Raw genomic sequence first — 12,251 nt, 5'->3', positions numbered from 1 at the left:
AGGGTCACACTCCTCGGAGGAACGGCCAGGGCAGGATGAGCACGACACCGAGCAGGAGCATCGCGATCCTGACGACGGGCCTGCCGCCACGCGTCAACCAGAGCGTCGCGGCCATCCACACGGGGCCTGCGGCGACCGCGAGTCCCTGTCCGAGATCGAACATGAACCGGCCGACCGCGTCGCTCGGGACGGCCGCGTCAGGACGGAACGCCGAGATCAGCCAACCGACGCTGTACAGCAGGAAGACCCCGCCGAAGATGCCGAGCGTGACGAGCATGACCGAACTCATCTGCTCGCGCTCACCGGCGGCAGCCTCGTCCGTGACCCGGTCGGTCGGCTTCGCGACGTCGACCTCGACAGGAGGAGTCATCGGTTCCGCGATCGGACCGGCCGACTCCGCGGCCGGCTGGACCGCCTCGGTCGCCCGACCACGCGTGATCGGCTCCTGCGATGCGGGCTCGAGCGTGGTCCGGTCGCCGGAAGCCGAGGCGTCGAGCGTCGGATCGTCGTCGCCCGCCCAGCTCAGCGCGTCTTCGTCCCGCGGCTCAGTCATACCGCCAGCCTATCGCCGCCGGGCCGACCACCGTGTGCGGCGATCCGGACGCGACGGAGCAGAATTGCCTGGTGAACCCGTTCCCGCTCCTACAGTCCGTCCTGACCGTCGTCCTCGCGATCATGTTCATCGGCATGGGAGTCCTCCACTTCCTCCCGGGACCGGCGAGGACCATGGCCGCGATGATCCCGGGACCCCTGCGGGGCAGCACTATCACACCGCGGATGCTCGTCGCCATCACCGGTGTGTGCGAGATCGCGGGCGGCGTCGGCCTGCTCGTCCCACCCACCAGGCTCGCCGCAGTGGTCTGCCTGACCGTGTTCCTCGTCGCGGTGTTCCCGGCGAACGCCGCGGCCGCGCGGCAGCCCGAGCGGTTCGGCCGCCTCGCCGTGCCGTTCGTCCCACGGCTCATCGGTCAGCTCGTACTGATCCTCGCCCTCGTCGTCGTGGCGCTCTGATCGCTCGACGGGACCTGTCGACGGTCCGCTCGGTGCCGGCGGATCTCAGACGGCGACGGCAGCGCGCCGGGCAGCGGCCACCGCGCGAGCGACGGTCGTCGCGTCCGTGATGTCGTAGCTCGGCGACCCTCCGCCGGGGCCGGTCTCGGTGACCCGGCCGGCACGACGACGGGCGGAGAGGTGCACCGCGTCGACACCCGCCCGCGCGAGGGCGGGGATCGCATCGATCGTGACGCCGCCGCCAGCCATGATCTGCATCGAGCTGTCGCCCCTCGAGGCCATCTGCGCGAGCTTCTCGGCACCGTCGATGCTCGCCCGCGCGCCGCCGGACGTCAGCAGACGGTCGACACCCGCGTCGCGCAGCTGGTCGGCGGACCGGACGGGGTCGGTCGTCGCGTCGACGGCCCGATGGAACGTCACCGCGAGCGAGCCGGCAGCCTGACGCAGCTGCGCCAGCGCCTCCAGGTCGATCGTGCGATCGGACCGGAGGGCACCGACGACGATGCCCGCAGCACCCGCGGCCTCGAGCGCGAGGATGTCGCCGGACATGACGTCGATCTCCGCGGGCGAGTAGACGAAACCGCCCTCTCGCGGACGCACGAGGACGTGCACGAAGTCGCTGAGCCCGGCTTCGTCCGCAGCCCGGACCGCCGCCATGACCAGTCCGATGGAAGGGGTGAGCCCACCGGTGCCGAGGGCCTGGCACAGCTCGACCCGCTGGGCTCCCTCGCGGATGGCGATGCGGACCCCCTCCACGTCCTGGACGGCGATCTCGACGGCGATTGGCGACTGGAGGCTCATTGGACCCATTGTTCCAGTGATCCGCTCGAGCCGAGGACGCGCACGCCGCTGCGCTACTTGTCCGTGCCCTGCGACACCGAACCCTGCAGCTGGCGCTGGAAGATCAGGTACACGATGAGCACGGGGACCACGGTGATCACGGACGCCGCGAAGAGCGCGCCGAAGTCCACCGAGTACCCGGCCTGGGCCGCGAACGACGCCATCCCCTGCGTCAGGACGTAGTTCTGCGGGTTCGAGTTGAGCGCCACCGGCAGGAGGAACTGGTTCCAGAGCCCCACGAAGTTGAGGATCGCGACGGTCGCGAGCCCCGGCCTCGCCATGGGCAGCATCACCTGGAAGAAGGTCCGCCACTCCCCGCTCCGTCGATCGCGGCCGCCTCCGCGATGGAGACCGGCAGCGACTTGAAGAACGAGAACAGGAAGAACACCGTGAACGGGAAGGCGAACGCCGCGTACGTGAGGATGAGTCCCGGGAGCGAGTTGAGCAACCCGAGGCTCTGCAGCACGAAGAACAACGGCACGATCGCGAGGAACACGGGGAACGTGAGGCCGGCGAGCATCAGGTAGTAGATGGCCCGGCTCCCGAAGAAGCGGAACCGCGCCAGCACGTACGCGCACATCGAGCCGAACAGCATGGTCACGATGAGGGCGCCGAACACCACCACGATCGAGTTCAGGAAGAAGCTCCCGATACCGGCCGTCGTCCACGCGTTCACGTAGTTGTCGAAGTTCCATTTCGACGGCAGCGAGAACGGCGAGGCGAAGATCTCGGAGCTCGTCTTGAACGACGACATGACCGTCCAGAGCAGCGGGACGACGACCACGATCGACCAGATGATGAGCACCGTGTGCGATGCCGTCCCGACGACGCGGTCCCCCGTGGTCGGCTTGCGGCTGGCCGGTGTGCGCGTGCCGGTTCCGACGACCGCCGGGTTCGCGGTCGTCGCCGTGGTCTGGACGGTCATTCCGCCACCCCTTCATCGTTGCCGCCGGTGAGTCGGCTGACCAGGAAGACGACGCCCGCGAACATCAGGGTGACGAGCGCGAGCACGACCCCCATCGCGCAGGCGTAGCCGAACTGGCCCTTGGTGAACGCCGTCGTGAACAGTTGCTGCGACATCACGAGCGTCGTGTTGGAGGGCCGCCGCCGGGATTCAACGCGGCCATGTACACGAACGCGTCGAGGGCGAGGATGCCCATGTAGATGTACGCCGTCTGAATGTTGTCGCGGATCAGCGGGATCGTGATCGTGAGCGCGGTCCGCAGGCGGCCCGCGCCGTCGATCCGTGCCGCCTCGTACACCTCGGCCGGCACGCCCTTGATCGCCGCGATGAAGAGCACCGTATAGAACCCGATGAGTCCCCAGACGATGACGAACATGGTCGCGATCATCGCCGTGTCCGGCGAACCGAGCCAGGCGAAGGAGGTGAACTGGTCGAGCCCGATGCCGGTCAGGAAGCCGTTCAGCAGCCCGGACGACGGGTCGTAGATCTGCTTCCAGATGAGGCCGATGACGATGGCCGGCACGACGTACGGGAAGAAGGTGATCACGCGGTACACGCTCGAGTTGCGGAGGCCGCGGATCGGACCGTTGCTCGGCCCGCCGATCGTGATGAGGGAGGCGAAGAGGAACGCGATCCCGAGGGTCACGAGCGGCAGGACGATCGCGAGCGCGACGCTGTTGCCCATGGACTGGAGGAAGGTCTGGTCCTGGAAGAGCTTCGTGTAGTTCGAGAACCCGACGAAGTCCATGCCCGGGGAGAACCCGGACCAGTTCGTCAACGAGTAGTACGCCGCCTGCGCGAACGGCGAGACCACGAAGACGACGTACCCCACCACCGGCACGATCAGGAAGACCAGGAAGAACGAGACCCGGTCGAACGTGAAGTCCCGGCGGCGCAACCGCCGGGCGGCGGGAGGGGTAGCCCCTCCCACCTTCCCGATCGGCGTGCCGACCGCCGTCATTTGACGGTGACCTTGTCCACGGAGTCGTCGTTGCGGACCTTGTCGGAGATGTCCTGCATGCCCTTGGTGAGCGTGGGGACGTCGGAACCACCCTGCAGGAACGTGTTCCACAGGACGAGGAGGTCCGTGTTGAGCCCGTACAGGTCGATGAAGCTCCACGAGAACACGTCGGTGCCCGCGTCGTTCAACATCTTCACCTGGGACACGAGCGCCGTCGAGCCGAAGCCGTCCTCGGGGATCGTGTCCTTAACGATCGTCGACGAGAAGGTCGTCTTGGCGAAGTTCACCGCGGCGTCGTTCGACAGCATCGCCCGCAGGAACTCCTTGCCACCGCCGACGTTCTTGCCCTGCGACGGGACGATGAACCCTTCACCGGCGGTGCTGTGCAGCGCCGAGTACGGCAGGGCGGAGTCGGCGGAGACCGTCGGCTCGGGCGCGCCGGTCATCTTGAAACCGTCCTTCGTCTGGGTCTTCATCTCGTTCTCGATCCAGCCACCCGAGGGGTAGAGGATGAAGTCCTCCGAGTTGCTCCACTGCGCCTGCGCGGCGGTGAACTGCGTTCCGGCACCACCGGGCTTGACGTACCCGGCGTCGATGATCGCCTTGAGACCCTTGAGCACGTCCTGGACGGCCGGCTTCGACCAGCAGTCCGCCTCGAGGTTCTCGAGCGCCAGACGGACCTCGTCGCCGCCCTCCTTGATCGCGGACGCGATCGCCATCGTCAGGTAGTAGGTGGCCGCCTCGGTGCCCCAACCGAACAGGTACTTGCCCTGCGCCTTGGCCTTCGCACCGAGATCGAGTGCCTCGGCCCAGGTCTTCGGGGGCGTCCAGCCGTTCGCCTCGAAGAGCGCTGCCGAGTACCAGACCGCGTAGACCGTCAGCACGTAGTTCAGCTGCACGAACTTGCCGTCGAAGGTGCCCGGCTCGACGACACCCGGGTAGAGGGTGTCCTTGATGACCTTGCCCTCGTAGTTCTTCGCCTCGATGACGTCCGTCAGGTCGGCGAGCTGCTCGCGGATCGTGTTGATGCCGATGAGGCCGGCGCCGCTGTTGTCGATGACGTCCGGCGGGTTGCCGGCGACGAACCGCGGCTGGAGGGTCTGCGCGATGTTCGTCGCGGCCGTGACCTTGACGGTCGAGCCCGCCTGCTGCTTCTCGACGAGCTTCCCGGCGAACTCGGTGTACTCGATGCCGTACCCGCCCTTGAAGATGACGGCGTCGACCGTCGAGTTGGCGGCCATGCCGAACGGGTTGTCGGCCGAGACCGGTCCGCCGGTGGTGGTGGCCCCGCCTCCGCCGCCGACACAGGACGCGAGCGTCCCGCCCAGCGGGAGGAGGATCGCGGTCGCGAGTGCTCCTCGCAGGAAATCGCGGCGTTGGAGCGTTGCTGGCTGCTTGTCCATCGGTCTACCTTCCAGTGATTCGAGTGTTGCCCGGGTGTGGTGCTGTCGGGGTGATGTTGTCGGGTGTGTGGTGCGGGTGGTGCGACGCCTCGGGTTCAGGCGTCACGTCTGATCCGGCCTCGGTAGCGGTCCTCGAGCACGCTGTTGTGCTCGTCGCCGCCCGGGATGTTGGCCGAGATGTAGAGCGGTGGGGTCTCGCCGGTCGCCGCGATCCTCGCCGCGACGCCGATGGTGAGGAGCTGCGCGAGGTAGGCCGCCGTGATCGAGGACACCGCGCCGACCGGGACGCCGTCCTGGACCTCGATGGTCGCGTCGCCGAACGGAGCACGGTTGTCGAGCACCACGTCGGCCACCTCGGAGAGCCGCAGCCCGCTCGGGTGCTTCGGCTCGACGCGCGAGGTGTGCTCGAGCGAGGTCACGGCGATGACCGGGTGACCGTGTTCCTTGGCGATCAGGGCGAGTCCCACGATCGACCCGTTGACGCCGGAGTTCGACGCGATGATGAACACGTCACCCTCCCCCACCGGAGAGATCGCGAAGAGTTCCGCGGCGACGTCGCCGCTGCGCTCCAGCGCGGCACCACCGAGGTCGTCGACGGACCGTGCACCGCGGAGGACGACGTCCCGCAGGGCGATCTTGTTCGTCGGGATCAGTCCACCGGCGCGGCCGGCGATCTCCATCGCGAACGCCTCCGAGTGGCCGGTGCCGAACGCCTGGATGACCGCTCCGCGCTCGAGGGCCGCGACCAGCAGGTCGATCGCGGGGTCGAGTTCGCCGGACCGGGCCGCCTGGGTGATGTCCGCGAGGCGCGACGTGACCTCGTCGGTGTAGCGATCGACGTGATCGGTCCAGGTCGTGGTGGATGTAATGCTCATTCGGTTCCTCTCAGACGCCCACGGGCGAGGCGGTCTCGGACAGGGCTCCGGCCTTGGTCGGTCGGCGGTGCGGGGCGACCGCGAGGGCGGAGGCCGCGAGGCGCTTGGTCGTGCGCTCGAAGTTCTGCTGCGCGACGAACAGGTACAACAGATCCAGGACGAACAGCTGACCGTGCTTGGCGGAGAGGTCGTCGGGCTGCAGGAACCGCTCGTGGGCCGAGGTGATGATGGCCAGCGTCGACGCGGCGACGAGTGGGGAGTCCGGGTTGTTGCTGATCGCCACGGTGAGCGCGCCCGCGCGACCCGCCTGGCGGAGCATCTGGATGGTCTCCTCGGTGCGCCCGGTGTTGCTGATCCCCAGGGCGACCGAGTCGGGGCCCTGGATCGCCGCGCTCGTGAGGCCCGCGTGGACCTCCGACCATGCGTGCGTGCTGATGCCGATCCGGTACAGCCTGGCCTGCATCTCGTCGGCGAGCATCGCGCTACCGCCCACACCGTAGATGTCGACGTTGCGGCTGCGCGCGATGGCTGCGGCGATCTCGAGCATGACCTCGAGGTCGATCACGTCGGCGGTCTCCCGCAGCGTCCGGGTGTGCGCGTTGAGCAGCGTGCTCAGGACGTCCGGAGCCGAGTCGTCGGGGCCGAACGCCCGGCCGATGTCGGTCTGCCAGGAGTCGCGTGCGGTGCTGCGACCGAAGTCCTTGGCGAGGTCGACCCGGAACGGCGCGTAGCCGGTGTACCCGATGATCCGGCAGAAGCGGGTGATGGTCGCTGCCGAGACGCCCGAATCGGCTGCGAGCTCACCGATCGTGAGGGTGAGGGGCGCGTCGGGGTTCTCCAACAGGTAGTCCGCGATACGCAGCATGACCCCGGACATCTCCGGCATCCGCGACCGAATCCGGTTGGTCACGCCGGTGGCGTGCTCGACCGGTGGGTCGGTGCGGATGGAAACAGTCATGGAAATTCCTTTTCTCCTTCGTTGGAGTGACGCGAAACTGATTCTTACAGTACGTTGTGGCCCACGGCAACATGTTTCGAGATGATGACGATGATGAAAACAACTCTGGCGGTCGACGCCGGCGGCACCTCGTCCCGGGCGGTGCTCGTTGACGCCTCCGGACGTCGCCTCGGTTCCGGGCGCGCGGGCGGCGGGAATCCGACGTCGTCCGGCGTGGACAGCGCTGCCACGCAGATCGCGCTCGCGGCTCGTGCCGCCCTCGACCAGGCCAAGACGACCTCGTCCATACCGCCCCTCCCGTCCGGGTCGCTCGTGGTGATCACGCAGGCGGGGCAGGTGTCCGACGCCTACCGCCGCGCCCTGGATGCGCACCTCGTACCGCTCGGGCTCGGACCGGTCGTGCTCGAGCCGGATCTGCTCGGCATGTACGGCTCCGGCTCGGCGTCGCCGGACGGCGTCGTGCTCGTCGCGGGGACCGGGAGCGTCGCGGGACGGATCAGGGACCGTCTCGTCGTCCGGGAGGTCGGCGGTGCCGGCTGGCTCCTCGGCGATGGCGGCTCCGGGTTCTGGATCGCCCGACGCGTGATCCGCGCGGTCGCCGCCGACCTCGACGGCATCGGCCCCCGCACGGGCCTCACCCCGCTGCTCTCCCAGGCGGTCGGATTCGCTCCGGAGCCGTCTTCATCCGGTGACGCGGACCACCGCCGGTCCCCGGTACTCGACACACTCATCCGGTCGGTGAACGACGGTCCCCCCATCGCCATCGCCCGCCTGGCGCCGCTCGCCTTCCAAGCCGCGGACGACGACGTCGCGCGGTCCATCCTCGACGCTGCCGTCGACCGCTTGGCGGTCCTCGTGGAACGGGTGCTGGCTCCGGATTCGGACCACAGAGAGAGCACGCTCGTCGTCGGCGGCAGCGTGCTCGTCGACGGACTCCTCCCGTCCTTCCCTTCAGCCGCGGAGCGCCTGTCATCGGCTGCCGCCGGGGCCCGACTCATCCCGGTCGCCGACGGCCTCGTCGGAGCCGCCGCCCTGGGCATCAGGATGCTGGGCGGGGACGTCGACGACGCGACCCTCAGCCGCCTGCGCGAGGACCTGGCTGCTGGGGCGACGCGGTGACGGCGGACCGGATCGCCGTCATCGGCACCGGTGCCATGGGACTGGCGCACGTCCGCGCGCTCGCCGGACTCGGTGCTGCGGAACGGATCGCCTACCTGTGCTCGGCCCGGTCGCCGAGAGCCATGCCGGAGGCACCGGCCGCACGACTCACCACCTCGGTCGACGAGGTGCTCCTGGATGCCTCCGTGGGGATCGTCGTCATCTGCACGCCGACCGACACCCATCGGGACCTCGCCGTCAGCGCGCTCCGTGCCGGCAAGCACGTCCTGCTGGAGAAACCGATCGCCCTGACGCTCGCCGACGCCCACGCGATCCTGCGGGCCGCCGAAGAGTCCGGCCGGACGTTCATGGTCGCGCACGTCGTCAGGTTCTTCGGCGGGTACGAGGCGATCGACGACGCGGTGCGGGCCGGGGCCGTCGGCACACCCCTCGCCGTCACGGCCGAACGGCTGAGCTCCCCCGCCGCCCCGTCACCGTGGTGGCAGGACGAGCGACGCTCCGGCGGCCCCCTCGTCGACTTCGCGATCCACGACTTCGACCAGCTGAACCAGCTCCTCGGTCAGCCGCGATCCGTGTCAGCACGACGCACCGGCACCGGTCGCCCGATCGAGACGACGGTCGACTACGCCGACGGCGGGATCGGGCGCGTCCTCACCTCCATGGAGCTCCCGCCGGCCTTCGGATTCAGCTCGGCCATCGAGGTGCTCGGCAGCACCGGGCTCATCGCCCACCGATTCGTCGGCGCGTCCCCGACCCACGCACCGCCGCTCTCGGTCGACGCGCTGGGATCGGCCGCCGCGCACGGCCCCTACGACCTCGACGAGACCGACCCGTACCGACGACAGATGGCCTCCTTTCTCGACTGTGTGGAGCGAGACGTCCAACCGTTCCGAGTGACCGGCCCGAGTGCCATCGCAGCCCTGACGGTCGCGTTGGCGGCGAAGATGTCCCTGGACACCGGCACACCCGTGCAGGTCTCCGAACCCCACGACGCCTGAACCGTCGACGCGCGGCAGGTCCGACGTCCTGACCACGCCGGTCCACCGGACAGCAGACATCCGACCTTTCGTGTTAGCCTGCCCCCGCACCGCCGTGAACCCACTCGACGATCGAAGGGCCGCCGTGACCGAGACCACCATCCCCCGACCCGACACCGCCTGGTTCGACGAGGCGAGATTCGGATTGTTCCTGCACTGGGGCCTCTACGCCCTCCCAGCACGACATGAATGGGTGCAGACGCGGGAACGCCTCTCGGCCGAACACTACGAGCGCTACCGCGAGCACTTCGACCCCGACCGGTTCGACCCCCGCGCCTGGGCCAAGCAGGCCAAGGCGGCCGGCTTCCGGTACGCGGTCCTCACGACGAAGCACCACGACGGCTTCTGCCTGTGGGATTCGGCACTCACCGACTTCACGTCCGTGCACACGCCCGCCGGCCGCGACCTCGTGGCGGAGTTCGTGGAGGCCTTCCGCGCCGAGGGGCTCCGGATCGGCTTCTACCACTCGCTCATCGACTGGCATCACCCCGACTTCACGGTCGACGGCATCCACCCGCGACGCGACGACCCCGAGGCGCTCACAGCGAACGCCGACCGTGACTGGTCCCGCTACCGGGACTACCTGCACGGCCAGGTGCGCGAGCTGCTCACCGGCTACGGCCCGATCGACTACCTCTTCTTCGACTTCAGCTACTCGCAGGGCATCGAAGGTCTGCCGGGGAAGGGCGCCGTCGACTGGGGCTCCGAGGAACTCGTCGAGATGATCCGCGGGCTGCAGCCGGAGATCCTCATCAACGACCGCCTCGAGCTCCCGGGCGACGTCACCACCCCGGAGCAGTACCAGCCCGTGGTGACGCCGGTCGGTCCCGACGGCGACCCCCTCCGGTGGGAGGCCTGCCAGACCCTGAACGGCAGCTGGGGGTACGACCGCGACAACCTCGACTACAAGTCGCCGGAGCTGCTCCTGCGGATGCTCATCGATTCGGTCTCGAAGAACGGCAACATGCTGCTGAACATCGGACCGACCGCGCGCGGGACGATCGATCCTCGCGCGATCGAACGACTCGACGTCCTCGCCGACTGGTTCGCGCTCCACGAGCGGGCGATCCGAGGATGCGGCCCGTCGGAGTTCAGCAGTCCGACCGACGTCCGATACACGCAACGCGGCGACCGGCTGTACGTGCATGTCTTCGCCTGGCCGTTCGTGCACCTGCACCTGCCCGGTCTCGGCGGCCGGGTGCGCTACGCGCAGCTGTTGTCGGACGGCTCCGAGGTGCCGTTCCAGGTGCATCGCCCCGAGCACGATCTGCCGAACCAGCACACCCAGCCGAAGGGACTCGGTCCCGACACGGTGACCCTGCACCTGCCGATCGGTGAACCCGACACCCCGATCCCGGTCATCGAGATCTTCCTCGAGCCCGGCACGACCGGAGCAACGACAGCCTGAGGTCTCCCGCAGACGACGGAACGCCCGCCCCGACGGATCGGGGCGGGCGTTCTGGCTCGGTGCCGCTGAGCGGCTGGACGAGCGGAGACTAGCGGGCGACGCTGCCGTCGACGTAGTCGTCGTCGTTCGAGGCGTTCCACGCGAAGAGCTTGCGCAGCTCGCGACCGGTGGCCTCGATCGGGTGGTCCTCGCCCTTCTTGCGCAGCTCGAGGAACTCGGGCGCGCCGGCGTCCTGGTCGTCGATGAAGCGCTTGGCGAAGGTGCCGTCCTGGATGTCCTTGAGGACCGCCTGCATGTTGGTCTTGACGCTCGGGTCGATGACGCGCGGGCCGGAGACGTAGTCGCCGTACTCAGCCGTGTCGGAGACGCTCCAACGCTGCTTGGCGATGCCACCCTCCCAGATGAGGTCGACGATGAGCTTCAGCTCGTGGAGCACCTCGAAGTAGGCGATCTGCGGCTGGTACCCGGCCTCGGTGAGGGTCTCGAAGCCGTACTGGATCAGCTGCGAGACGCCGCCGCACAGGACGGCCTGCTCGCCGAAGAGGTCGGTCTCGGTCTCCTCGGTGAAGGTGGTCTTGATGCCACCGGCACGGAGGCCACCGATCGCCTTGGCGTAGGACCAGGCGAGCTCCCAGGCGCCACCGGTCTCGTCCTTCTCGACGGCGACGATGACGGGGACGCCGCGGCCGGCCTCGTACTCGCGACGGACGGTGTGGCCCGGGCCCTTCGGGGCGACCATGAAGATGTCGACGCCCTCGGGAGCCTCGATGTAGCCGAAGCGGATGTTGAAGCCGTGGCCGAAGACGAGCGCCTTGCCCGGAGCGAGCTGGTCCTTGATGGACTCGGCGAAGATCGTGCGCTGGTGCTGGTCCGGAGCGAGGATGACGATGACGTCGGCCCATGCGGAGGCGTCGGCGACGTTCTTGACGGTGAAGCCCTGCTCCTCGGCCTTGGCGATCGACTTCGAGCCGTCCTTCAGGCCGACGACGACCTCGACACCGGAGTCGCGGAGGTTGAGCGCGTGTGCGTGGCCCTGCGAGCCGTAGCCGATAACGGCAACCTTCTTGCCCTGGATGAGCGACAGGTCTGCGTCCTGGTCGTAGAAAATCTCAGTCACTGGTGGTTCTCTCCTTGGTTGTGGTTTCGCAATATGTCGCAGATGCGACTAGTTCTTGAAGACGCGTTCGGTGATGGACTTCGAGCCGCGCCCGATGGCGAGGAGACCCGATTGGGCGATCTCCTTGATGCCGTAGGGCTCGAGCACCTTGAGGAGCGCGGTCGTCTTCCCGGAGTCGCCCGTGACCTCGATCACGAGGGCGTCGGTCGCCACGTCGACGACGCGGGCCCGGAACAGGTTGACGGCTTCCAGCACCTGGGAACGGGTGGAGTTGTCGACGCGGACCTTGATGAGCAGGTGCTCACGCTGGACGGACTGCGCCGGATCCAGCTCGACGATCTTGATGACGTTGATGAGCTTGTTCAGCTGCTTCGTCACCTGTTCGAGCGGAAGTTCCTCGACGTCGACGACGACCGTGATCCGGGACAGGCCCTCGATCTCGCTGTGGCCGACCGCGAGGCTCTCGATGTTGAAGCCCCGGCGGGCGAACAACCCGGCGACGCGGGTCAGCAGACCGGGCTTGTCCTCGACGAGGAGGCTCAGGACGTGGCTGCTCAT

Annotated in this window: 13 protein-coding genes and 1 pseudogene; 4 read left to right on the top strand and 10 right to left on the bottom strand. The window is 68.4% G+C overall.

Translation table 11 applies throughout. The features are described from left to right. Positions 1–4 precede the first annotated feature (4 nt). Positions 5–553: a hypothetical protein gene (locus tag FGL15_RS16675; RefSeq protein ID WP_168223257.1), complete on the bottom strand. Its 549-nt coding sequence runs from the start codon at positions 551–553 to the stop codon at positions 5–7. A gap of 71 nt (positions 554–624) precedes the next feature. Between FGL15_RS16675 and FGL15_RS16670 the strand changes: the two genes are divergently transcribed. Beyond that, on the top strand, positions 625–1,011 hold the full coding sequence (locus FGL15_RS16670) for a DoxX family protein (protein ID WP_240773581.1): 387 nt from the start codon (positions 625–627) through the stop codon (positions 1,009–1,011). Between the two features lie 45 nt (positions 1,012–1,056). Here FGL15_RS16670 and FGL15_RS16665 read toward each other — a convergent pair whose 3' ends face one another. The 7 genes and pseudogenes from FGL15_RS16665 to FGL15_RS16640 form a co-directional block, all read right to left on the bottom strand. After that, positions 1,057–1,812 (bottom strand): copper homeostasis protein CutC, encoded by a 756-nt coding sequence (locus FGL15_RS16665; RefSeq protein WP_064296255.1) that lies wholly within the window; start codon positions 1,810–1,812, stop codon positions 1,057–1,059. 53 nt (positions 1,813–1,865) lie between these two features. Beyond that, positions 1,866–2,776, bottom strand: a pseudogene (locus tag FGL15_RS16660) (carbohydrate ABC transporter permease). After that, positions 2,773–2,931 (bottom strand): hypothetical protein, encoded by a 159-nt coding sequence (locus FGL15_RS21570; protein WP_370281835.1) that lies wholly within the window; start codon positions 2,929–2,931, stop codon positions 2,773–2,775. The pseudogene FGL15_RS16660 and the gene FGL15_RS21570 overlap by 4 nt, the downstream one beginning before the upstream one ends. Continuing rightward, a complete protein-coding gene (locus tag FGL15_RS16655) occupies positions 2,931–3,776 on the bottom strand; it encodes a carbohydrate ABC transporter permease (RefSeq protein ID WP_370281833.1) in 846 nt (281 codons plus the stop codon). The genes FGL15_RS21570 and FGL15_RS16655 overlap by 1 nt, the downstream gene beginning before the upstream one ends. Beyond that, positions 3,773–5,179 carry an N-acetylglucosamine/diacetylchitobiose ABC transporter substrate-binding protein gene (gene ngcE, locus FGL15_RS16650; RefSeq protein ID WP_138946783.1) on the bottom strand — a complete coding sequence of 469 codons (1,407 nt, stop codon included), beginning with the start codon at positions 5,177–5,179 and terminating at the stop codon, positions 3,773–3,775. The genes FGL15_RS16655 and ngcE overlap by 4 nt, the downstream gene beginning before the upstream one ends. Positions 5,180–5,274: 95 nt before the next feature. After that, on the bottom strand, positions 5,275–6,054 hold the full coding sequence (locus FGL15_RS16645; RefSeq protein WP_138946782.1) for a sugar isomerase domain-containing protein: 780 nt from the start codon (positions 6,052–6,054) through the stop codon (positions 5,275–5,277). A 10-nt stretch (positions 6,055–6,064) separates the two neighbouring features. Then, complete coding sequence (locus tag FGL15_RS16640) at positions 6,065–7,012, bottom strand: MurR/RpiR family transcriptional regulator (protein ID WP_079002196.1); 948 nt, start codon at positions 7,010–7,012, stop codon at positions 6,065–6,067. A gap of 90 nt (positions 7,013–7,102) precedes the next feature. Here FGL15_RS16640 and FGL15_RS16635 point away from each other — a divergent pair, with 90 nt between their 5' ends. The 3 genes from FGL15_RS16635 (at position 7,103) to FGL15_RS16625 (ending at position 10,576) form a co-directional block, all read left to right on the top strand. Further along, entirely contained in the window at positions 7,103–8,131 is a 1,029-nt protein-coding gene (locus tag FGL15_RS16635; protein ID WP_168223425.1) for an N-acetylglucosamine kinase, read from the top strand. Then, entirely contained in the window at positions 8,128–9,129 is a 1,002-nt protein-coding gene (locus tag FGL15_RS16630; protein WP_138946780.1) for a Gfo/Idh/MocA family protein, read from the top strand. The genes FGL15_RS16635 and FGL15_RS16630 overlap by 4 nt, the downstream gene beginning before the upstream one ends. 124 nt (positions 9,130–9,253) lie before the next feature. After that, entirely contained in the window at positions 9,254–10,576 is a 1,323-nt protein-coding gene (locus tag FGL15_RS16625; RefSeq protein ID WP_240773580.1) for an alpha-L-fucosidase, read from the top strand. A gap of 88 nt (positions 10,577–10,664) precedes the next feature. On the opposite strand, the gene ilvC is transcribed toward FGL15_RS16625, so the two are convergent. Together ilvC and ilvN are read right to left on the bottom strand one after the other, a co-directional pair. Continuing rightward, the gene (gene ilvC / locus FGL15_RS16620) at positions 10,665–11,693 is read right to left on the bottom strand and encodes a ketol-acid reductoisomerase (RefSeq protein WP_138946779.1); all 1,029 of its coding nucleotides are present in this window, start codon (positions 11,691–11,693) and stop codon (positions 10,665–10,667) included. Between the two features lie 48 nt (positions 11,694–11,741). Continuing rightward, positions 11,742–12,251, bottom strand: coding sequence for an acetolactate synthase small subunit (gene ilvN / locus FGL15_RS16615; RefSeq protein ID WP_064296248.1), 510 nt, complete (start codon positions 12,249–12,251; stop codon positions 11,742–11,744).

Source organism: Plantibacter sp. M259, from assembly GCF_006065115.1.
GTDB classification, from domain to species: domain Bacteria; phylum Actinomycetota; class Actinomycetes; order Actinomycetales; family Microbacteriaceae; genus Plantibacter; species Plantibacter auratus.
This window is presented reverse-complemented; position numbering and strand designations above follow the sequence as displayed.

What these genes read in the sequence shown, in the direction of transcription:
- FGL15_RS16675 (WP_168223257.1), bottom strand. Translation starts at nt 553, where the DNA reads ATGACTGAGCCGCGGGACGAAGACGCGCTGAGCTGGGCGGGCGACGAC.
- FGL15_RS16665 (WP_064296255.1), bottom strand. Translation starts at nt 1,812, where the DNA reads ATGAGCCTCCAGTCGCCAATCGCCGTCGAGATCGCCGTCCAGGACGTG.
- FGL15_RS21570 (WP_370281835.1), bottom strand. Translation starts at nt 2,931, where the DNA reads ATGTCGCAGCAACTGTTCACGACGGCGTTCACCAAGGGCCAGTTCGGC.
- FGL15_RS16655 (WP_370281833.1), bottom strand. Translation starts at nt 3,776, where the DNA reads ATGACGGCGGTCGGCACGCCGATCGGGAAGGTGGGAGGGGCTACCCCT.
- ngcE (WP_138946783.1), bottom strand. Translation starts at nt 5,179, where the DNA reads ATGGACAAGCAGCCAGCAACGCTCCAACGCCGCGATTTCCTGCGAGGA.
- FGL15_RS16645 (WP_138946782.1), bottom strand. Translation starts at nt 6,054, where the DNA reads ATGAGCATTACATCCACCACGACCTGGACCGATCACGTCGATCGCTAC.
- FGL15_RS16640 (WP_079002196.1), bottom strand. Translation starts at nt 7,012, where the DNA reads ATGACTGTTTCCATCCGCACCGACCCACCGGTCGAGCACGCCACCGGC.
- FGL15_RS16635 (WP_168223425.1), top strand. Translation starts at nt 7,103, where the DNA reads ATGATGAAAACAACTCTGGCGGTCGACGCCGGCGGCACCTCGTCCCGG.
- ilvN (WP_064296248.1), bottom strand. Translation starts at nt 12,251, where the DNA reads ATGAGCAGCCACGTCCTGAGCCTCCTCGTCGAGGACAAGCCCGGTCTG.